We start from the raw sequence: 22,470 nt of genomic DNA, 5'->3' as shown, positions 1-22,470 counted from the left end.
TCACTAATCTCGCAGGAAAGGCATTGAACGAAGGTACTGAGGCCAAGCCTTTGCGACGAAGCTAGCGAAGCGATGCAGGAGCAGTGGTTTACCGCCGGCTTCCACTCCGGATCCCAAACATGAAGGCTATTAAGAGGCGTCGCTTTTCCTCATAAGAAGTTTGTTTAAACTTGAAATTGGATTCAATTCACATTCACTAATGAATCAAAGAAAAACTCCAACCGGTTCGGCCACGCAGACTCCTGTGGGACAGCGAAGGCTGAAGCTGAGCCCACGGAAAGCGAAGTGGCCGGTCCGGTTGGTTTTATGCATCGCTATACATCTCATCTAGGCTTAGTCTACAGTCTGAAGCACTTCTATTGGAAGTGCTTCTTGTTAAAGTATTGTTATAGTCTTTTTCTTTCAATGCATTGAGTATATTCAGGATCCCGTCTACTGGACAGAAGCGCCGAGCACGATTCATTCGCTGCATGCTCAGCGGATCTGTTGGCAGCGTGGACTGGCTGCAACCATTTGGATACATCAAAAAATGCTCTTCAATCCAAAATACAAAGAGGTCGGAATTTTTTCAATGCCGTACTTTTTGTTTATCGAATTGCTGAGTGCCGTTTTTAAGATTCTGAGGTATGCCGTTATTATCAGCGGCTTCCTTTTTTGCTGGTCGATGCGGAGATTGTCATCATCATGCTGCTTGTCATGATTTTATATGGTTCGCCCTTGTCTTCTCTCGCAGTTCTGCCGGAAGAATGGACTTATCATAAATATCCGGAGAGCAAAAGCATCGTGGTGCTGTTTTGCTACGCATTAACGGAAACCTTCTGGTACCGGATTGTCATGAAATGGTCGGAGCCGTCACGAAGAAATTGGTATGGGGAAATATGGAACGGCAAGGTGTTTTCTCAAAAGAAGAAGGAACTTAAAAAAAGAAAGCTCGCAATCGCTGCGAGCTTTCTTTTTGTTATTCGGTCTTTTCAAACAAGTCCTGCAGAATATAATAGGATTGTTTTAGGCGTTCTTCTTTTTCAGGAAGGTCCCATTTTTTCCATGAATAGTTGGCTTCCTGTCCTTCAGGAAAGTATTCGGCAAGCTTGCCATTGGAATCTGTCAGCGTAGCAGCGGCTTTTATGCCTTCAACTTTCATGGAAGCTTCGATTCCATCTTTCCACATATCTCCGGCAAACTCACGCTGGCTTGGGTCTTTGGCATTCAACAGCATCCATGGAATACGGATTTCCAGAATGCCCGTTTCTTCTGAATAGTACCAGTCGCTTAACGAGTTGTACTCTTTGGATTCCGGGTTGGCGTTGCCGAATTGCAGAACGCCGGTTTCATAAGCGGAAAAAGGAATGATTTCGCCTGTATCCGGCCGCGTAATTTCCTTACTCAGTGCCAAACGGATCGGGTGGAATTCAGTTGAGATGTTTTTTTCGGATTCAGGAATCATTTTCAAACGTTCCGCATAATCGTAGTAGAATGAATCATAGTCGCCTGCCACTAAAAGTTGTGCGTCATCTTTTCCATTTATCTTCAAATGGAAATCAGCATTGAACTTCTTATCCGGTGCAGTTTCGACCGGTATGCCTCTGCCGTTTCGAAGATTGAAGTATAGGTTGAATTTTTGTTTTTTCAACCAGTCCTTTTGGCCTTCATGGAATTCAGCTTTGATGTACAAATACCGTTCATCATGGTCGATTGCAAGCGACTTTAATGAATCTTCTCCATCCTTCAATAAAGTTTTATCTGGCGTCCACTCATCTTTGCCATCCACTTTAACTTTAAGCCTATCAAAGCTGAGCAGGCCAAATTGCTGCTCGTTCGTCTGGGCATTTGACCAGAACGGACGGCGGTCGGGATTGTCATAATCCATTGTATTCCACGTGCGTTTGAACCATTCATCCTGCCAAGTGAAGACGAGGCCGCCCAGCATGCCCTCATTTAAAATATCTTCGTACAGGCGCTTTGCAATCTCGCCTTGCTGCTGTTCGGAAATAAATCCTTGATTCCAACCGAACGGGTTTTCATGTGTTTTGCCTCGGGAAGCAGGAACACCGAATTCGGCTATCAGTATCGGCATTTCATGGGAATCGTTCAAATCCTTTAAATAACCGGCGTAGTTATTGCGTTCGCCTCGATGGTCAATAAATTCTGTGTATTTTTCCTCGAGGTTCAAAAAATCAGGATAATACGGATAGACATGATAAGATGCAAACATCCCGGCTTCCTGAATCGCATCTTTTGATTTAATGTGGTTTGGGTCTACAGATGCAATGTCTTCATTGTCGCTTGGTTCTGCAGGCTGATCCAAATTATCAGTTGTGACCCAGTTGGTGAAGCTCAGTGGACGCATACTCTCATAATTGCCCATTTCATAATCGCTTAAGTAATCGAGTTGCATGGCGAGCCAGTGCTCCATTGGATTGGCTCCTTCTGTCATGACGTACTTGCCATCGTAGTCGCCCAGTTCGGAATGCAGCCGGTTCATCTCATCGACCATATCCGGGAACCATTCAATGCCGATAACCCAGCCAATTACGTAAGGGGATATGTCTGCCTTATACATTCCCGCTGCATGGCCTGGTTTTTCTTCAACTGTTGCGTTGCCGTGGACAACATCCACAATTTTTTTTATTTCATTTTGGAAATTTTGCGTAATGTCTTTATCGAATGCATCCAGCTTTTCTACAAGCGGTTCCTCATCTATCCAGATCCCATGATATAAATATAGAGGGGTTTCCGCTTTTTCGTTATAGCTCTTTAAGGCATCATAAAACGCCGGAGGGTGAAGTGTATAAACGCGGATGGCGTTGGCATTCATTTTGCCGATCTGTTCAAACCAGCGGTCATATTCTTCACGGGTAATGGCAGCTTCACCAGGGAATGTTCCCGGTTTCGCCATTCCCATATTGACGCCTTTGACCGTAAATGGCTGCCATTTATTGTCCTGATACACTTCAAACGTTTGGCCGTTGATCCGGGAAGGGTAGCTGATGCCTTCTTGTTCTGCTTGAACTGCTGCCGCAGTTTCTTTTTTAGTGCTGCTTTGTTTTTGTTCCGTCTTTGCCAAGATGCTTTTCATCAATGGTGCATACGTTTTCCAATAAAAAGCAGAGTCGGAATCTGCATCATTGGAGGGAAGAAGCGATTTGATTTTTGCAAAACCGCTGTATTGATAAAAATTAGGCATATCTCCAATATCTACAAAGTCTCCGGCAAACAGATAAACCTCTGCGTCATTTTTTTGAAGCTGCAAAATAGCGGGAAATTGAGCGGGAATGCCATGTTCTTTCAGGATGGCCGATCCTGCATCAGTCAAGTCCCATTGATAGTCAGCCAGCACAGTTTTGCTGTCCGCTGCTTCGCTTATGTCAAACCAATATTTGAACGCGGGAGAATCGTTTAACGAAAATAGTTCCCGGCCTTGTTCGTTAAATGCCAATTTTATTCCTTCTGCTCCAACATCGCCTTGCTCTTCAGAAAGAACAACAATTTCTTCGTTTTTGTCATTGACGAGTATAAAGCCGGGGCCCTTATAATCCCATTTTTCTCCGGAATTCTCAAAACGGGAAATTACCCATTCCGGCACTTCTTCTCCAGTCGTGCTTAACTCGCCAAAGTACCGGCCGCTCCAGCCTGTCGAGTCGATGCCGAGAAATTCGGTCATATCTTTTCGCACGGCTTTATCCGTTGGAGAGGCAAATGAATTAAACTCGATCACAAGGTCAGAGCCGTTATCTGCAACTTGATTTTTGATGGTGTTCCATTCTTCAATTTGCATTCCGCCATATAACAGAGAAGGCGCTGTTTCCTCTTGAGATTCATTCCATGGCAAATTGTCTTCATAAACGCCATACGTATCGGCCAAGTAAACTAAGTCTGTGCCTTCAAGCGAATCGGGCATTTCACGGATGCCATATGTTTTTTTAGTTTCATTTGGAACAAAACCATAATAATCGCTGTCTTTTTTATAGCTTGTGCCATCGGCTTTCTCGTACTGGAAATGATTAAGAAGCCAGGTCAATCCGTGGTGCTCGCGGTAATCTTCGTTCGGCACCGTTTTATCAATAATCGCTACTTGGAGCTGATCTTTGCTTTGCAGGTTCCACAGAATAATAGGCAAAGCCAATAGAATAACAATCACACTAATTGTAGAAATGATTTTTTTCATGTTAAAACCCCTTTTTCATCTTCTATTAAATAGAAAACCTTGGAATATTATATCTTATCTGCATGTAAAATGCGTACAATAATAGGTATTTCATTAGTTAAATTTAGAAAAAATTTACTAATAGTAGATTTTGGAATTTTATGCGCTTTTGTCGCCAAGTATGTTAGCTGTAAACTATTCAATAAGTACATACATGTTCGATAAGAATAAGGAGGAAAAATTGTGAAGAATTTAATTGAGCAAGCGATTGGATTTGCGGCATTGAAACACGCAGGGCAAGTAAGAAAAGGAACGGCCATTCCGTATATCAGCCACCCATTTGCAGTGGGCATGATGCTGCAGCAAGCAGGCGAATCAGAAATAGTGGTGGCTGCCGGCATTCTCCATGACACGCTTGAAGACACAGCGGCAACAGAGGAAGAGATAAGAGCAGTTTTTGGAGAACAGGTGCTGCTTTTGATAAAGGCAGCTTCGGAACCGGATAAATCGCGGCCCTGGGAAGATCGAAAGCGCCATACGGTTTCAAAGCTGGCTGCCCGCTCACGGGATGAGCTTGCCATAATCGTTGCGGACAAACTGCACAATCTGCGTTCCATCCAATTAGATCTCGAGGAAATCGGAGAGGCAGTGTGGAGCCGCTTTAACCGGGGCAAAGAACAGCAAGAATGGTATTACCGGGGAATTGTAAATGCGCTTGTAGCCCGGCAAAAGGAATTGGCGATGGCAGAAGAACTGAAAGAGGAAGTGGCACGGGTTTTTGGGAACCAATAAAAAATGGAGTGAGGGAAATTTTCCTCACTCCATTTTGGTTTATCTAGGGATGGTCAATACTTGCCCGACACGGATGATGTAGGGACTTGGTATTTTATTGGCGGCTGCAATTTTGGCGACAGTTGTATTGTAGCGCTTCGCAATACTGTAAAGCGTATCTCCTGGTTTCACTGTGTATTTGATCGCGGCTGCAGGAGGCGGAGCGGCTTTTCCTGGAATCGTCAAGACCTGTCCGATGCGGATGATGTACGGGCTCGGTATTTTATTGGCAGCGGCAATTGCAGCGACAGTCGTGTTGTACTTTTTAGCGATGCTGTAAAGTGTGTCACCCGCTTTGACGGTGTATTTCACACCGCTGGCAGGCGGCGGAGAAGAAGACGGCAGTTTCAGCAATTGAGAAACGGTCACAAAAGTGTAGCCTTGCGCTTTCAGTTTTGTGATCATGCCTTGAAGAGCTCCGGGCGTTCCGGATGCCCCGGCTCCGGTATGCATCAAGACAATGGTGCCCGGCACAACGTTACCCAGCACTTTGCTGGTAATGGAAGTGGAAGATACGCCTTTCCAATCGAGTGTGTCAATGTTCCATTGAATCGTGTGCGTGTACCCGGCATTGCCGACAGCTGCCAAAACTTTTGCGTTGCTCGCCCCAAAAGGCGCGCGGAACAGCGGCTTGGTCGTTTTGCCGGTAATGCCTTTGATCGTGCTTTCTGTTTTATCAAGTTCGGCTTTCATCTGGGCGGCAGTCAATTTTGTGAAATCCGGATGCGAATAAGAATGGTTGCCGATTTGATGGCCTTGTGCGGTAATGTTCTTGATCGACTGAGGATGGTTTTTGGCTCCCGAACCGGTCAGGAAGAAGGTCGCTTTTACTTTGTTGGTGGATAAGGTTTGAAGAATTTTGTTGATATTGGTTCCGTCAGATCCGTCATCAAACGTCAATGCAATCACTTTGCTGGTTGTGGCGCCTTTTGTGACGTACTTGGAATTGGCTGCTTCAGTTTGCGGTGAAAATGAAAACAAGGAAAATAAAACGAGTAAAATGACAGCGGCAACTTTAAATAGCTTGTTACTCACGCGACTCACCCCTTTTTCTTTACCCAGCATCAAAAACTAGGTATGTATGCAGCTGGAAAAGGTGAGAATTATTGCCTATATATGTTACTTATATTAGAATATTTCGATATTTTATGATTCGATTATATCACGGCATCTTATAAATGAATAGGTTTCTTTTGCTCTCGTGACAAGAATATAACAAGGGCTTTAAGGGAAATTATGCTTCTAAACGATTTACAATAAAATGGAATAGGAGTAAGATTTCTTTAAATTCCGAAAACTTAATCGAGAGGAGAGGAAGAGCGATGGCTGCTAAAGAGAATCAGCCTTTGAGTGAAACCGGATATAAGCAGGAGTTGAAACGGGCATTGACGTTTTGGGATTTGATGATTTACGGATTGGTGTTTATGGTACCGATTGCACCATTCGGCATTTATGGCATCATTGCACAAGGCTCGAACGGCATGGTTGCATTGGCGTATTTAATCGGCATGGTTGCCATGATTTTTACTGCGCTCAGTTATGCCACAATGTCGGAGGCTTTTCCGATTGCCGGCTCTGTCTATTCCTATGCGCAGCGCGGCATTAATGACGCAGCAGGGTTCCTCGCCGGCTGGCTTATCCTGCTCGATTATATTTTTGTGCCGGCGCTGCTTTACCTGGTCAGTGCGGCGGCGCTCCATGACATTGTCCCGGAAATCCCGCTGCTGGTTTGGCTCGTTTTCTTTATCGGAATTAACACAGTCATCAACGTCATCGGCATTGAGTTTACGGCAAAGGCAAATAAAATCATTATTGTGCTCGAATTGATTGTATTGGCCATTTTTGTAGGAGTCGGCATCTATGCAGTTGCCCAAGGGGTTAACGGTGCAGAATTTACGTATAAGCCGCTTTACGATGCCGACCAATTCAGTTTGGGGCTTGTCATGGGAGCGGTATCGATTGCTGTCTTAAGCTTTTTGGGATTTGATGCAATTGCCACGCTTGCGGAAGAATCAAAAGGGGGACGAAAAGCTGTCGGCAATGCCATTATTGTGTCTTTGCTCGTAGTCGGCGTGCTCTTCATCATCCAGACCTGGGTAGCTGCACTGATTTGGCCGGATTATACGACGTTTGAAAATGCCGATGTGGCTTTCTACCAGATTGCAGAAGTGGCGGGAGGCGCTTGGCTTAAATGGTTGACCATTATTGCCACAGCGGTTGCCTGGGGAATTGCCGACGCTCTTGTTGCCCAGGCAGCAATATCACGTGTGTTATACAGCATGGCCCGTGACCGGAAACTGCCGAAATTGCTTGCAAAAGTACATCCGAAATTCCAGACCCCTTATATCAGCACCATCATTGTGGCCATCATTTCATTGATCGTGACAAGCTTTTTCGCAAACCGTATTGGCGAGTTGGCTTCCGTCATCAATTTCGGGGCTTTGACCGCTTTTCTTTTCCTTCACGTGTCAGTCATCATTTACTTTATCGGTAAAAAGAAAAGCAAGAACTATTTCAAGCATTTAGTTTTGCCGCTCATCGGGTTTACTATCATTGCATACGTCTGGTGGAACTTGGATGCCTTGTCGAAACAGCTTGGGTTTATCTGGCTGGCAATCGGAATCATCTACTTGCTGTTTCTGAAATGGACGAAGCGGGATACAAAGCTGAATTTGGAGGAATAAGTGGAGTGTGGCTCATTCTTTAGCTTTCAGGCATTGCTCAGAAGGTGAAAAGAGAAAACAGCCCGACATTCACCGGGCTATTTTTAGGGAAATGAAATGGCTGGAAAGCTGTTTTGCTGTAAATATTTGTGCTATTCTTTTTTCATAAGCAAAACATTGAACTGCAGAGGAGTTGAGAGGATGGCGGAACATATAGAAGGCCTCGATGAACTGGATTTAAAAATCTTGTCGTTTCTGCAGGATGATGGGCGGATGACTTTTAAGGAAATTGCCTCAAGGATTGGCGTTGCCGAAAGAACCATCCGCCTGCGTGTTTCCAATTTGCGTGAAAACGGTACCTTGTCAATTGTCGGTGTCGTAAGCCCGATGAAAATTGGCTTGAACATCATTGCGGTTATCCAGATTGCCGCAAAGCAGAATGGGCTGCAGCAATGTGCAAAAGAACTGGCTGAGTTGAGTGAAGTCCGCTTCGTTTCTTTAACTACAGGGGATTACCACATTTTATCGGAAGTATGTGTAGAATCACTCGAAGCATTAAGTGACTTTGTTGAGAAGAAGTTAAACAAAGTGACTGGCATAGAGCGAACAAACGTCATTGTGGAAACCAAGATTATGAAAAACAAATTCAACTTTATTCGGGAGAATTAAAAATAATGGCCTGTGCAGTTTTAATGCACAGGTTTTTATTTATTTAGAAAATTTAATTGATTTCGTTTTTTGCTTTATGTATAGTGTAGGTGGATGAAAAGAAAAAGAAAGTAATGAATTAACAGTTAAAGTACTTATAATATTTATAAATAATTAATAGTTACTTTAAAAGGAGATATTAGATGAAAAAAATACTGAAAGAATTAACAGAAATTGTGGGTCCATGCGGGTTTGAAGAAGAAGTTGCCATGTATATTGCCGGGTATTTGAAAGGGAAAGTGGACTCCATCGAAGCGGATAATGCAGGAAACTTAATCGTCCGCAAACAAGGAAATCAGTCAGGGCCGGCGATTATTGTGGCTGCCCATATGGATGAAGTAGGATTTATTGTCAAGAAAATTGAAGACAATGGCTTGATCCGGTTTGAAAAACTGGGTGGCCACGACGACCGGATCCTGCTGTCGCAGCGAGTCCAAATCCGCACAGAAACGGGGCTGCGGACGGGCGTCATCGGAACGATTTCAGCTCATATGGTGAAATTTGATGATGCAGCAAAAGTGAGAAATCATCGCAGTCTTTACATTGATGCAGGAGCTGCGAGCCGCGAAGAAGCAACAGCGCTTGGCATTCAAATTGGCGACCCAATTGTCTGGTATCCGCATTTCGATGAATTGACCGATAAGCGGGTTTCTGGCAAAAGCTTTGATGACCGGGTAGGGTGCGCCATTTTGATGCAGGCATTGGAGGATTTGGATGCGGCTGATTTTTCGGGTGAGTTTATCGGAATTTTTACCGTACAGGAAGAAGTGGGCTTGCGCGGGGCAAGAGTCGGCAGCCATCAGCTCACTGGGGACGTCATGATTGCGCTTGATACCACTGCAGTCAGCGACACGCCGGAAGAAATGATGGACCAGACTTTGGCGCTCGGTGCCGGGGTTGGCATCAAAGTACTCGATTTCAGCTTGATTGCCAATAAAAAAGTGCGGAAACATTTGGTGGACGTTGCGGAGAATGCCGGATTGCCGTACCAATTAGAAGTGTTCCCGGGAATCGGCACGGATGCTGGGGAATTCAGCTTGGCACATAATGGCATTCCGACAGGGGTCTTATCGATACCATCGCGCAATGCGCATTCTTCGATTGAAGTGATCGATCTTGGAGACGTTGAAGCGACCAAAGAATTGTTAAAGGCATTTATTAAGCAAATGAAGCCAGTTGAGGAATACCGGATGAAGCTATTTTAAGGAGGGGATTTTGTGGTAAGGGAATTAGTGGATAAAAGTAAACTTGTCGCGACGTTTTCAATTGTAGGCGCTGACCCGGAGACGGGCGAAGTCGGAGTGGCGGTGCAATCAAAGTTTTTGGCAGTCGGCTCGGTGGTGCCTTGGGCCAAAGCGAACGTCGGGGCAGTAGCAACGCAGTCCTGGGCAAATACGGCTTATGGTCCTGAGGGACTGGCGCTTTTGGAACAAGGCATGGCGCCGGAAGAAGTGGTAGCGCAATTGGTAAGCAACGATCCCGGCAGAAACTTGCGTCAGGTGGCCGTGATTAATTCCCAAGGGGAAGCCAGTGCGTTCACAGGAGAAGAATGCTACGACTGGGCAGGCCATAAAGTCGGCAAGCACCACTCCGCACAGGGCAATATTCTGGTCAGCGAAGAAACAGTCACTGCAATGAGCAGGACGTTTGAAAAAACGGAAGGACCGCTTGCCGAACGGCTGCTGAAAGCACTGGAAGCAGCGCAGCATGCCGGCGGAGACAGCCGGGGCAAACAATCGGCGGCGCTTTATGTATTGCAGGAAGGGGCAGGGTACGGCGGCTACAATGACGTTAAGGTCGATCTTCGCGTCGACGACCACCCGGAGCCAATCGTGGAATTGCAGCGTTTGTACGAGCTGCATAAATTATACGGCATGCCGTCCGAAGCTTTCGCCGAAATTGAAGGAGAAGTGTTCACGGACATCAAGCAGCAGCTGGTGAAGCTTGAGTTGCTTGAGCATGCAGATCAGCCGGCGTATGAAGGCGAAGTGCAGAACGCATTGAGGATCTTTGCTTTGCGCGAGAATTTCGATGACCGCTGGACCGAAGAACGCAAGATTGATGACAAAGTGCTGGAATTTTTGCTGAAGCAATAAGGGAAGAGCCCGGATTGAAGAAATTCTTCAGTCCGGGCTCTTTTTGTTGTATGTGAATCGTATTTTTGCTGTTGCTGGTCGTATTTCTGAAACGGCTAGCCGTATTTGGAATAAAGTCATACCCGTTATGGAAATAGCCTTGATTTTCTTTGGATGAAAAGCTATATTAACTTCACCTCTACTGAAAGGATGATGCAATTGTTGATCAAAGAGCGGCAGCGTCCGCATAAGTTAGTCTATTTTGAAGCTTTATTAAGGCGTACGCCTTCAAGCCATCCGTCTCATCCCGAATTAAAAGAGAATGTCCGGAGGCGTGCGGCTGGATATGCCGGCGAATGCTGGTTTGATAAAATTTGTATGAACTATAATACCGGTGAACCTTATATCGCCATTCCTGATTATTCAATTCAGGGCCATCAAATTGATACGCTGTTCATTTTTCCGTCATTCATTCTCCTCATTGAAATAAAAAATATCAGCGGATTCATTGAAATGGACGGGGACAAGCGACAATTTTCCCGGACATTGAATGGCGTTATCACCGGCATGACAAATCCCGATGATCAGCTTTACCGCCACGAAAAGCAGATTTCCAAACTGATTGACAATAAACTCCCGGTGATTGGCATCGTTGTATTTACCAATTCTTCCTGCGTGTTAAGTGTGAAAAACGTTGAACGCCGCGTTATTCACTCTTCCGGTTTCCCCTATGTCTTAGATCATCTGATTGCCCAGCATCGCAATTCTTTAAAACACGATCCACTACAGCTAAGTGAATTTTTCCTCTCTTTGCAGCCCCCAGTGCAAATTCACGAACCGATTCCACTCCCTTACCCCATTCTGACTGGCATCTTTTGTCCGGATTGCCTATCTTCACGAATGACTTATTCACGTAAATTCTGGCGCTGCAGCAATTGCGGCGGAAAGCAAAAAAACACACATTTGCCCGCTTTGCAGGATTACCGCCTGCTTATCGGCAATACCATTTCAAACCGGGAATTTCGCTGGTTTAGCGGTATAAATTCAAGGAGCAACGCTGCCGCCATCCTACAAAGCGCCAATTTTGAAACAGTAGGCAATCAGAAAAGTTTGCGCTATATTATTTCCGAAACCGGCCTCTATTAAGGTTGAAATAGGCGTGGGAATCGTATTTTGGTGACTACTGGTCGTATTTTTCAATCAACTGGTCGTATTTCCACTTCTTCTGGTCGTATTTCACAGACTACTGGTCGTATCCGGCAGCCGGTGCACTCATCACTCTACTCAAATACGAAAAAACCGCTCCAGCCAAAACGGCTGGAGCGGTTTCTCATTAATTCATTTGTTTCTTGCGGAATTTCGCTACCACTTCATAAACGATCGGCACAATTACCAATGTCAATAAAGTCGAGCTGGTCAATCCGCCGATTACCGTGATGCCGAGGCCTTTGGAAATTAATCCGCCGCCTTCTGCTCCGATTGCAAGCGGAATGAGCGCGCCGATTGTCGCTAGTGCCGTCATCAAGATTGGACGCAGACGGGTCGAACCTGCTTCAAGCAAGGCTTCGCGAGTGGTAAAGCCTTCTTTTTCCTTGTGGATGACACGATCGACTAGGACGATTGCGTTCGTCACCACAATACCGATCAGCATCAAGACACCGATCAACGCGTTGACGCTTAATGCTTCTCCTGAAATCCACAAGGCCACGAGTACACCGATTACCGTGAACGGCAATGAGAACAGGATGGCGAATGGTGCCAGAGCGCCTCCGAATGTCACGACGAGCACGAAGTAGACGATGGCGATTGCTGCCAGCATGGCTAAGCCCAGTTGAGTAAAGGACTCATTGATCTGTTCAGTGACGCCGCCGTGGTCAATCGACACACCGCTCGGCAAGTCCAACTCATCTGTTTTTGCATCGATATCCGCTGTGATTTCAGCGGCATTATTGCCAGTTACATCAGCAGTCAGTGATGCATACATCTGTCCGTCGCGGCGGTCGATCGTATCTGGCGATTTGCCTTCTTCGACCGTCATGACGTCTCCGATCGCAACCGTTGTACCAAGGGCAGTCGGGATTTCGACATCCGTTACGTCATCAATAGCTGCATAATCTTTTTGTGCCACTTCTACATATACGTTAATATCCTTGTTTTCATGCTTGACCGTAGTCAGCACCGGCGCTTCGCCTGTGCCGCTTAACGCCATGCCGATTTGTGCTGCTGTTAAGCCAGAAGCCCCGAGTTTTTCCTGGTCGGCAACCAAGGTGTACTGGTCATAAGCTTCAGTCAGGCTGGATTCGACTTTTTCAAGCCCCTCGTTTTCTTCCATCAGCGGCTGGATCTGGTCGATTGCCGTTTGGATGTCTTCGATGCTGTCGCCGTATACGAAGGTTTCAATGCCGCTTGAACCTGTGGCTGAGAAGTCGAGCGCTGCCCATTCACCAGTTGCGGTTTTGGTGTTCAATTCTTCGATCAGGTTATCGCCTTCATTGCTGAAGTTTTCAAAGTCGTCGTCATATTCGATGAAGAACAGGGCCGAGTTGCTGCCTCCGCCAAAACCGGCCATCGGGCTGTCGCCGCCGAGTGAGTATTGATAAGTCGTGACGCCGTCGCGGCCGTCGATCAACGACTCAGCGTCCAGCGCGATTTGTTCTACATTTTCAAGCGTTTGCCCTGGTTCCGGGCTGTATGTCGCCATGACCATTTTCTGTTCTTCTTCCGGCAGGAATGAAACGCCGATAACCGGTACGAGGAATAGACTTGCAACCAGTAAAACTGTTGCACCGCCGAAAGTGATGATTTTATGGTTTAACGTCCATTCCAGAATGCGGCGGTAACCGTTCGCCAATTTTCCTGGCTTGTGTTCTTTTTGTTTGGATTTAGCTGCATCGAGGTTCTGCAGCTGCTTGCCATACATCGAGTGGGCCATCATCGGTACGATGGTAACCGCAACGAGCAGGGAAGCGGATAAGGCAAATACCACTGCAAGGGCGAATGGCAGGAACAATTCACCGATTTGTCCGTCGACAAGTGCCAGCGGCAAGAATACGGCAATCGTTACGACAGTAGAAGAGAAAATCGGGATGAACATTTCGCGTGTCGCTTCCCGGATCAATTCTTTGCCGCGCAGTTTTTCGCCCGGCAGAGCCATACGGCGGTAAATATTTTCAATAACAACGATCGAGTCGTCGATGACGCGTCCAATTGCGACCGTCAACGCGCCGAGCGTCATAATGTTTAAGGTGATATCCATTTGGTTCAATAGGAAAATCGCCATCAGCAGCGACAACGGAATTGAAATAATGGAAATAATCGTTGTTTTAAAGCTGCGCAGGAAGATCAGGATAATCACTACGGCAAACAGGATGCCGAAGAGTGCTTTGCTGAGCATCGTTTCAACTGACTGCTCAATCGGCTCTGCTTGGTCAAAAGTGGTGGCAACGTTCAAACCATAGTCTTTTTCAAGATCTGCCGCAATGTCTTTGACGGCATTCGCCACTTCAACCGTGTTGGCTTCAGGCGATTTCACGATCTGGATGCCGATCGATTCTTCTCCGTTGGTGCGGGAAATCGATTCGGCTTCGCTCACAACTTCAATATCGGCCAATTCACTAAGCGCTACTGTCGGTACTTGGGTGACAGGAGGAGCTGCAGCAGCAGCCGGGTTCTGGACCTGGCCAGCTGGCGGAACCTGTCCTTGCTCAGCTCCAGCGGCGGCTGTTGGATCTTGGCCGGTTGGCATTTCAGTTGGTGCTCCAGCAGACGCTTGCTGCGGCACAGCTGGAATCTGCAACGCTTTTAAATCGTCAACCGTCGTAACATTGCCATCGATGACGAGGTTTTTCAACTCGCCGTCAAAGTTTGTTAAGCCAAGCGGAAATGACAAGTTTGATCCTTGGATCAATTGCTGGATTGTGTCAGGAGTCATCCCGTATTGAGCCATTTTTTCTTCATTGAAAGTCATCGTCACTTTTTGGACGCGCTGTCCGGAAATCTGCGCGTCAGACAAGCCTTCGACGCCTTCAAGTTGAGGCAATACATTCTCTTCTACTGTTGTGGTCAGTTCTTCCAACGATTTTCCTGGTTCACTGATGCTAAGCGTCAGAATGGGGAAGGCATCCAAGCTGAGTCGGGATACTTCCGGCTCGCTTGCACCTTCCGGCAATGACAGTTCAGAAAGTGCAGTTTCCACTTGGCGGGCTGCTTCGTCCATGTCCGTTTCGAATGTATATTGGACTTGGATCGTTGCTGCATTTGCCAGGGACGAAGAAGTCACCAGTTCCACGCCGTTCATATTCTGGATGCGCTGTTCCATCGGAATCGTCAATTCTTCGACGATTTCGTCAGGTGCTGCTCCCGGATATGGAGCGATGACCGTTAACGCAGGCAAGGTGATGCTTGGAATCGATTCTTGCTTCATCGTCAATCCGGAATACAAACCTGCAATGACGACCATTAAGGTTAAAATCCAGATGGCGAATTTATTGTTCAGGGAAAAATCAATAATTTTTTTCAAGACGGATGCTCCTTTATAAGAATTTCTTTAACTGAAGAAGTTCTTTTTCTATTTGTGGTTCTTGCGATAAATACAGCCATAAGGCTTCAATCAGGAATTGCTGCGGGTTATCCTTGGCCATCTCTTCTCTCAGAAGCTGCAGCGTAGAAAGCAGTTTTTCTTTATTCGGCGCAGACATCCGGATCTTTTCTTCGACGTTCAGAAAATTTTCCTCAAGTGCGCTGATCGGCGCTGGCATATCCGTCAAAACCGGTTCCATCTCTCCCAACTGGCTGACGATGGCATCTATGCTTGAAGCAATAAACCCGGCCAGTTTTTTGGCTTCCACTTGCCTGTCCAGGAAAATCAGGTTGAAGAAATATTCCCGCTTGATGCCTTCCAGGATGGTGACCAGATCATAAATGAACGGCTGGGCTTTCTCGCCGTAAGCTTCCAGCAGGTTGTTCTTATGTACTGTCAGCTGAGAAGAACGTAATTCATAAAACAATTTTTCCAATTGAGCACTGCTGTCTTTCGGAAAATCTTTGAAAACCATTAAAAAGAATTCCTTGTTGATCACTGTACGTTCGATTTCCAATTCTAATTTCCGGATAAATATTTGCTTGTCATTTAATCCTTCTTCCAAATGGGGGGAAGAGAGATCTGCATTCAATTCTTCGTTATAGCGGGACAGGATGTCCATAAAGAGAGTCTCTTTGGAATCGAAATGTTTATAGAATGCTCCTTTTGAAATCCCTGCAGCTTGAGCGATTTCCTGCACCGAAGTTTGATGAAACCCTTTTAAAGAGAAAAAGTGAACCGCCTGATTCATCAATTCCTTTCTTTTGTCCAAAAAATCCCTCCTAGTAACCGGCTGGTCAGAAAATGTGACCGGTTGGTCAGTACTTACAGAATATAGTTTTCGGCAAAGCGCTGTCAATTTATCCCGCTCCAGATTATTTGTCAATATTGTGGCAGGCATTTTTCTTTATTCATGGAATACATAAAGGAAGAGGAAGTTTTTCTGCAGGAGAAAGGATGGGTAGAATGAGGTATGAGTACATCAACGAACCTACGGTTGAATTGCGGACCGAACAGCCTTATGTAGCAATTCCAATCCAAGTGACACTGAAGGATTGGGCGCAGACGACAGTTTTGCTCCCGGAAATTTATGATTGGCTGAATAAAAAAGACATTGAACCGTCTGGTGAGCCATTTTACCGATACTGGTGCATTGGAAGTGAGGATGCCGAATTCAGCCTGGAAGTTGGTGTGCCGATTGAGCGGATGGTGACAGGAGATGAGCGGGTGATTGCCAGTTTTGTCCCGGGCGGGTCTTATGCAATTGCTGTCCATCAAGGCCATCCGGATCAGTTGGAAATTTCACTGAAGCAATTGGAAGAATGGACGAAAAAAGAAGAACTGGATATTGATAAACGCTGGGAAGCGGATGACGAAATATGGAATGGGCGCTTTGAATATTACTTGACTGATCCTGAGCTTGAGCCGGATCTGCATAAATGGCAAATTGAAATTGCATTTCTGCTGATGCAGGACGACGCTGCCTAATAAGAAAGACACCTCTCTCTGAATTGGATGCACGGGCCAATTCACAATGAGGTGCCTTTTTTGTTGAGCAGGCAAGTTTCCAGGACTATGTATTGTGCCTGTCCCGGATTTTCATATAATAATAAAGCATTTCATACATGCGTGATCGTTGTTTTTCCATTGTATGGATGGAGACATCCAGTTCGACAGACACCTTATGTTGTTCAAAGATGATGCGGGTCCGGGTGGGAGACATAAATTCCGTTCGGTAATCATGATTGAAGATCCACGCGCACTTCGGATGGGTTGGTGATTTTATCGGGAATGCTGCTACACCATCCGTTGAAATAAGGATGGGTGTCTTTTTGTGCTGTTTCAAGTTGTGGCGATTTGCTTTTACCCGGCCTTCATATGTCGAGGCATAAAGCATACAGGCATGATCAAGCAGTTGCAGGGCGGGGAGATGTGAATAGAACTCTCCCTGCTTTGTGACCACTTTTGTTTTGCGCTCTGTTTCAAATGAAGACATTAAAAATAAGGTAGATCGATTAATAAAATTCTCTTCGTATTTCCCCAACAAAAACTCCCCTTTCAGTGTACTAGAAAATAGTACCATTCGGTATGTGAGGAATCAACATAATTTTCTGAAAAAAGGATTATTTTTTACATTTATATGTATCAAACGTAATGTATAAGGTGTCTTAAAATAGCTGATTATGTATCTATTGGCATGTATGGTATTTTGAATAACTTCTTCTCATTTAATATGCTGTCGTTACCCGGGAATAACAGGAACGTTCAGAAGGAAAAAGACGTGAAGAATTTCGACGAAGCTTTGATTCAATACTCGCCCATGATTTCAGCCATTATCCGTAAACTGCATATTTACCGTGATTACGATGCCTTTCGGCAAGTCGGTAAAATAGCGCTTTGGCAGGCGTGCCAGCGGTTCGACGAATCAAAAGGGGATTTCACGCCATTTGCTTTTCGCAGCATTCATGGCGCCATGCTTGACGAACTAAAAAAAGAATCCCGATTTTCCAGCCGTTTTGCGGTAACTGAAAATGAAGCATTTGAATGGATCAGCGATGACCGCATTGAAGATGGATTGCCGGAATGGCTGGATGCCCAACTGTTTTCGGAATCGGAATATGTCTTGCTTGATGATTTATTCGTGAAAGGAAAAAGCCTCAGCGAATTGGCTGTGTCTTCCTGCATTTCGCTTTCAGGGATGAAAAAAAGGCGGGAACGGGTATTGAAAAAAGTGAAAGCTACTATAGCAAGCAGCACACTAAAGTAAAATGGCCAATAAAATTGGTAGGGGGAGTGGTGCAGAGTGATCAGTGGCGGTATAATGGACTTCTTATAACTTGAAAGAAGGGAGAGGACACCGTGCTGCAAATGATGACCGGAATGATCAACAATATCTTCTTTATTATCTTTCCGATTGTTTTATATCAAATGTTTGCACCGGCAGGCAAACGGAACTTTTTTGTCAGCCATCGCGTAACGTTGACCGTGTTGTTCTCTGTTTCGATCCTTCTTTGCATGTTTTTTCCGTACCAGTTTTTGTCCGATGACTATATATTTGATCTGCGGCAAGTACCGATGATTGTCGGAGCCCTTTACGGGGGTCCACTTGTAAGTGCCGTTCTTTTTATCGTTTCATCGTTGGGCCGTATGGTGATAGGCGGAGACGGCATGTACATCGCCATACTCAATCAGCTGCTCCTTGCAATTGGCGTACCATTGCTGCACCCTTTCTATATGCGCATCAATCGAGCAGGAAAAGTAGGATTTGTCTTCTTAATTACTTTTTTATCGTTTTTCTTTAATTTGATCGCCGGCTATTTTTTGTTTGGTGACCCCATTCATGATTTGATTGATATTTGGCTGTTGTTGATGCTGAACCAAGGAGCAATTACTGCACTCGCTGCTTTGTTGATCGAGCATATTTTGCGCCAGGAATACATGCTGAACTCGTTAATGAAGCATGAGAAACTTGAAACCGTCAGCCATTTTGCGGCTTCTGTTTCCCATGAACTCAGAAATCCGCTTCAAAGTGTGAAGGGGTTTCTGCAGCTGATGCAGGAGCAAGAGTACAGCCGGGAAAAGCAGCTGGAATTCCAAGGGACGATGCTGGAGGAAATAGAAGCAGCAGACCAATTAATCAATGATTATCTTTTATTTGCCAAACCTGTCCAAAAACAGTTGGAAGTTTTGAAAGCGGGGTCCGAGGTGGAGCAGGTCCTTAAAGTCATGAAGCCTTATGCGCATTGGGGCAAGGTGGAAATTCGCCTGGCCGAATTTCATGGAACTGCCAAGATCCTTGCTGACAAGCAAAAACTTCATCAGGCATTGATCAATATTATTCGCAATGGCATTGAAGCGATGCCGGACGGAGGAACTTTGGATATTGCGATAAAAGAAAGAAAAAACGACGTTTCGATTAAAGTTAACGATACTGGAAACGGTATGACAAAAGAAGAAATCCAGCGCCTCGGCGAACCGTACTTTTCAACAAAGTCAAAAGGCACCGGCCTTGGCATGATGGTAACTTACAGTATCATCCGCCAAATGGGCGGGGAGATTCAGGTAAGTTCAGAAAAAGGAAAAGGCACTTCGTTCACGTTGAGCTTTCCGTTAGTCCGGTAAATAACAAAACGGCTGCCAAAAAGGCAGCCGTTTTGTCTTATTTTTGGGCCAACTGTTTTACAAAAGGCAGGACCGCCTGTTCTTTCAGTTTTGCTTCGAACATAATATCTGCATCCGTATCGCCGAGCAGCAAAAGGAGTTCGTTAAAGTCGGTTTCCGATACCAGGTCATGGTGGCGCAAGTCGGTGAAGCCTTCCTTGCCTGTGCTGATATGGATTTTGGGTATGCCGAATCCTTCCCAAGTGGCTAAAATCTCGGCAAAGTCTACAGGTTTTCCATCGTTGTTGCAATTATGGTGATGAATATCAAAGCAGACTGGAACGCCGCACATTTTGTTGACATCAAGTACGTCGCGGACAGTAAATGTTTTATCGTCATTTTCGAGCCGCAGCCGCCGTTTGATGCTGTTGGAGAGGTTCAGGTAATTTTCTGCAAAACGGGCTTTTGCGCTTTCCTTGTCTCCATATGCTCCGCCGGTGTGCAGGATCAAGTCGTTTCCACCGAGCAATTGGATCAGCCGGTCGTGGTATTCCAGATCTTCAATGGATTTTTTAACTACTTCCGGTTTTGGTGAATTGAGTACCGTGTATTGCCCCGGGTGCATGGAAACACGCATTTGTGAAGCTTCTACCAATAAACGGATTTGTTCTGCAATGTCCAGGAAGTCCGGGTCTTCCCACCAGATCCAGTCGTTAACGGGGTGGGTCGATAATGGAATCATTGAACTTGAAGCCCGGTAGAAAAAAATATTGTTTTCTATATTCCATTGAATTATTTCCAAGGTTGTCTGCATATTCTTTAAAGTCAATTCTTTGATTTTTGCTGTACCTTCCGCTTCAACTGTTGCAAGGCGCAAAGTCCGGAAGACAGTTTTCAATTCGGTATTCATGCATGCATAGCCTAATCTCATATTCTTCAACTCCTTAAGGAGTCTATACCCCTTTTAGGGAAGGGTTAGCGGTAGATTTCCATAAAAAGTGCAGGAAGTTTTAAAGAAGATAAGCGCCGGGCAGCTGATGTATAATGAGAAACAACAAGTACTGGGAGGGATGATTTTGAGAGCGGAAGTTATAAAAGTTGAATCAGGCTACAAAGCGACATTTGTACGCACGTTTGCCCAGAACCGAGAAGAAGTCTGGGCGATGTTGACAGAGAACCCGAAACTTCAGCAATGGTTTTCGGAATTGACGATTGAAGACCTTCGAAAAGGCGGCAAGATTAAGTTTAATATGGGGAATGGAAATTATGAGAATATGACCATCCTCGAATACGAAGAAGGCCAAAAACTGGCGTTTGAATGGGGAGAAGACCAGGTCCGCTTTGAACTGGCATCCGATGGTGGTGGGACACGGCTTGAACTGGTGGAAACCATCAGCAAAATTGTTCCGCACACGGCAAAAGATTTGGCCGGATGGCATGTCTGCCTGGATGTTATTGAAGCGCTTCTTGAAGGAAAAGAAATTGCCCGCGAAGAAGAATGGAACAAGGAATATCCGGAATACCAGCGCTTGCTGGAAAGCATGTCGGTGTCGTTTGAGTAACACCAGGATTGCCTCGACAGCTGCTGGAAACCAAAGAAAAAAGCAGGTTGCCAAGCTATTTACAAATAATTTTATAATGTAAATGTAAAGCCATTCGCAAAGCGAATGGCTTTCTGCTTGTTGAGAAAGATATAGAAAAAATTCCCCTTAGAATATCTCCAATATTCCACAAACCAGCTGCGCTTGCCGCGGGCGAGCGCCAAGCCTCCTCAGCCGCTGCGAAAACCTTGTGCTCCTGTTTCTGCATCGCTTCGCTAGCTTCGAAACATGGAAGAGCGTTGCATCGCTTCGCTAGCTTCGAAACATGGAAGAGCGTTGCATCGCTTCGCTAGCTTCGTCGCAAATGATTGGGCAAAGCCCAATCATTTCTTGCGGGGTCTCGGCTGTCTCGTCGCTTACGCTGCCCCGCAGGCAAGACAATGGCTGAAGCTTGCGAAGCAATGTCTTTGCGACGAGCTTGCGCAGGAGCAGTAGGGTTTTCTCCGCTGGTTTGCTTCATATCGACAGTGAACTGTGAATAAAAAGCACGCATACTCATTCACTCTATCTGATAAAAACAATTCTTTGTTTAAAGAGTGAATGGAATGAAGCGGAAAGTGGCGAGGGCAAACATTGTGCTCCTGCATCGCTGCGCTAGCTTCGTCGCAAACAAGTCTGCTTCGCAGTCTTGTTTCCTGCGGGAGCAGCACGAGCTGAAGACCCTGGACGGAGCGCAGCGAAGGAAGCGGCTGAAGCCGTGCCCGCGGAAAGCGTCCACTTGGAGCGAAATGACTTAGAGAATGGAATGTTTCTCGACAGCCTGAAAGCCATTCGCAAAGCGAATGGCTTTTTTGAACCTTTATTCGATATCAAACTCAAATACGTTCTGCTCTTTGAATTCCCCTTTTTCGTATATCCTTTCAGCAAATGTCACATGGTCGTCTTGGTCGATGAGGACAACAGTCGCTGAACGGGTTCCGTATTCAGGTGTTTTGATGAACATCGAAGACAGCATTCGTTCGAATTCAAGACCGACGCCTGTCTGGGGCAATGTGGAATCGGGCGCTTGTTCGCTGTCAGCCAGAAAGCGGAATAAGTCTTCTGGATCAACACGCTCTTGTTCGGATAAGTACCGTTCCAAATAGTTTTTGCCTTTAATGACTTTTGGCCAGGGCGTATCGAGCAAGTGGTTGCTGAGTCCGTGAAGGCCGGGTTCAACTTCGGTCAAATGGTTTTCAATGTTATTGTAATAATACAAGTGATCCGCATCTCCTGCGATAATATTAAACCCTGTATAATCTTCGGGGCTAAGGGATTCAAGAAACTGTTGAGCCTCGACGCCGGTCGATAAAAAGTCCCGGACAATGGCGCCGCGCGAGATTTTATTGGCTTCCGGCAAGGACGGATCACGGAAATTCGTCAGAGCAGCAATCCGGCCATTTTTTGCAACGCCCAGCCATGTTCCCATTTGCATCAGGTCGCGCCCGGCAAGTATGCCAGGTTCGTCTTCCCAGAACTGGGCAGGTGCAGTGGGACGCTGGTAAAATTCATCCCGGTTGGCTGCTATAACCAATTTGTATTTCGGATGGTCTTTGTATTGAAAATTAATCAAGCACATGAATGCCACCTCTTTTTAATTTCATTATATAGAAGGAATACATGCCTTAACAGAAAGAGAGCTTTGGAAAAGAAATTCGCTTCACTGCTTTCTCTATAATCAACGAAGTTGGCAAATTAAAATTTATATTTTTCCTTTTAAAAGGAAAATAAGTGTATATTATTTACTAGGGTATTATGTAATAAAAAATAAATGTTGAAATATTGAATA

At 45.6% G+C, this 22,470-nt stretch carries 17 protein-coding genes; 10 read left to right on the top strand and 7 right to left on the bottom strand.

The annotated features are described in order from the left end of the window. Positions 1–958: 958 nt before the first annotated feature. Positions 959–4,165, bottom strand: a complete 3,207-nt coding sequence (locus QWY22_RS14430) for a hypothetical protein (protein ID WP_300981522.1) — start codon at positions 4,163–4,165, stop codon at positions 959–961. Positions 4,166–4,387: 222 nt separating this feature from the next. On the opposite strand from QWY22_RS14430, the gene QWY22_RS14425 reads away from it, so the two are divergent. Then, positions 4,388–4,936 carry an HD domain-containing protein gene (locus tag QWY22_RS14425; RefSeq protein WP_300981521.1) on the top strand — a complete coding sequence of 183 codons (549 nt, stop codon included), beginning with the start codon at positions 4,388–4,390 and terminating at the stop codon, positions 4,934–4,936. A gap of 39 nt (positions 4,937–4,975) precedes the next feature. Here the strand turns inward: QWY22_RS14425 and QWY22_RS14420 are convergent, their stop codons facing one another. Further along, positions 4,976–6,010 carry a LysM peptidoglycan-binding domain-containing protein gene (locus QWY22_RS14420; RefSeq protein ID WP_300981519.1) on the bottom strand — a complete coding sequence of 345 codons (1,035 nt, stop codon included), beginning with the start codon at positions 6,008–6,010 and terminating at the stop codon, positions 4,976–4,978. A 287-nt stretch (positions 6,011–6,297) separates the two neighbouring features. Here QWY22_RS14420 and QWY22_RS14415 point away from each other — a divergent pair, with 287 nt between their 5' ends. The 5 genes from QWY22_RS14415 (at position 6,298) to QWY22_RS14395 (ending at position 11,567) form a co-directional block, all read left to right on the top strand. After that, entirely contained in the window at positions 6,298–7,659 is a 1,362-nt protein-coding gene (locus QWY22_RS14415; RefSeq protein ID WP_300981518.1) for an APC family permease, read from the top strand. A 180-nt stretch (positions 7,660–7,839) separates the two neighbouring features. Continuing rightward, positions 7,840–8,307: an Lrp/AsnC family transcriptional regulator gene (locus QWY22_RS14410; RefSeq protein ID WP_300981517.1), complete on the top strand. Its 468-nt coding sequence runs from the start codon at positions 7,840–7,842 to the stop codon at positions 8,305–8,307. Between the two features lie 182 nt (positions 8,308–8,489). Further along, positions 8,490–9,551, top strand: a complete 1,062-nt coding sequence (locus QWY22_RS14405) for a M42 family metallopeptidase (RefSeq protein WP_300981516.1) — start codon at positions 8,490–8,492, stop codon at positions 9,549–9,551. 12 nt (positions 9,552–9,563) lie between these two features. Continuing rightward, positions 9,564–10,442, top strand: coding sequence for a DUF1028 domain-containing protein (locus tag QWY22_RS14400; RefSeq protein ID WP_300981515.1), 879 nt, complete (start codon positions 9,564–9,566; stop codon positions 10,440–10,442). Between the two features lie 192 nt (positions 10,443–10,634). Continuing rightward, positions 10,635–11,567: a nuclease-related domain-containing protein gene (locus tag QWY22_RS14395; RefSeq protein WP_300981514.1), complete on the top strand. Its 933-nt coding sequence runs from the start codon at positions 10,635–10,637 to the stop codon at positions 11,565–11,567. Between the two features lie 187 nt (positions 11,568–11,754). Here QWY22_RS14395 and QWY22_RS14390 read toward each other — a convergent pair whose 3' ends face one another. Both QWY22_RS14390 and QWY22_RS14385 read right to left on the bottom strand, forming a co-directional pair. Beyond that, positions 11,755–14,940 carry an efflux RND transporter permease subunit gene (locus QWY22_RS14390; RefSeq protein WP_300981513.1) on the bottom strand — a complete coding sequence of 1,062 codons (3,186 nt, stop codon included), beginning with the start codon at positions 14,938–14,940 and terminating at the stop codon, positions 11,755–11,757. A 13-nt stretch (positions 14,941–14,953) separates the two neighbouring features. Then, positions 14,954–15,772 (bottom strand): TetR/AcrR family transcriptional regulator, encoded by an 819-nt coding sequence (locus QWY22_RS14385; RefSeq protein ID WP_300981512.1) that lies wholly within the window; start codon positions 15,770–15,772, stop codon positions 14,954–14,956. Between the two features lie 194 nt (positions 15,773–15,966). Here QWY22_RS14385 and QWY22_RS14380 point away from each other — a divergent pair, with 194 nt between their 5' ends. Then, positions 15,967–16,488: a GyrI-like domain-containing protein gene (locus tag QWY22_RS14380; protein WP_300981511.1), complete on the top strand. Its 522-nt coding sequence runs from the start codon at positions 15,967–15,969 to the stop codon at positions 16,486–16,488. Between the two features lie 85 nt (positions 16,489–16,573). Here the strand turns inward: QWY22_RS14380 and QWY22_RS14375 are convergent, their stop codons facing one another. Further along, complete coding sequence (locus QWY22_RS14375; protein ID WP_300981510.1) at positions 16,574–17,044, bottom strand: competence protein ComK; 471 nt, start codon at positions 17,042–17,044, stop codon at positions 16,574–16,576. Positions 17,045–17,281: 237 nt separating this feature from the next. Here QWY22_RS14375 and QWY22_RS14370 point away from each other — a divergent pair, with 237 nt between their 5' ends. After that, the gene (locus QWY22_RS14370) at positions 17,282–17,767 is read left to right on the top strand and encodes a sigma-70 family RNA polymerase sigma factor (protein ID WP_300981509.1); all 486 of its coding nucleotides are present in this window, start codon (positions 17,282–17,284) and stop codon (positions 17,765–17,767) included. Positions 17,768–17,868: 101 nt separating this feature from the next. After that, a complete protein-coding gene (locus QWY22_RS14365; RefSeq protein ID WP_300984402.1) occupies positions 17,869–19,122 on the top strand; it encodes a sensor histidine kinase in 1,254 nt (417 codons plus the stop codon). A 37-nt stretch (positions 19,123–19,159) separates the two neighbouring features. Here QWY22_RS14365 and uvsE read toward each other — a convergent pair whose 3' ends face one another. After that, positions 19,160–20,032 (bottom strand): UV DNA damage repair endonuclease UvsE, encoded by an 873-nt coding sequence (gene uvsE / locus QWY22_RS14360; RefSeq protein ID WP_300981508.1) that lies wholly within the window; start codon positions 20,030–20,032, stop codon positions 19,160–19,162. Positions 20,033–20,171: 139 nt separating this feature from the next. On the opposite strand from uvsE, the gene QWY22_RS14355 reads away from it, so the two are divergent. Continuing rightward, positions 20,172–20,663: an SRPBCC family protein gene (locus tag QWY22_RS14355; RefSeq protein WP_300981507.1), complete on the top strand. Its 492-nt coding sequence runs from the start codon at positions 20,172–20,174 to the stop codon at positions 20,661–20,663. An 838-nt stretch (positions 20,664–21,501) separates the two neighbouring features. Here QWY22_RS14355 and QWY22_RS14350 read toward each other — a convergent pair. Continuing rightward, positions 21,502–22,260 (bottom strand): NRDE family protein, encoded by a 759-nt coding sequence (locus QWY22_RS14350; RefSeq protein WP_300981506.1) that lies wholly within the window; start codon positions 22,258–22,260, stop codon positions 21,502–21,504. Between the last annotated feature and the right edge of the window lie 210 nt (positions 22,261–22,470).

The organism is Planococcus liqunii (assembly GCF_030413595.1).
Classification (GTDB): domain Bacteria; phylum Bacillota; class Bacilli; order Bacillales_A; family Planococcaceae; genus Planococcus; species Planococcus liqunii.
Note: the sequence above shows the minus strand (reverse complement) of the source record. Positions and strands in the feature narration are given on the sequence as shown.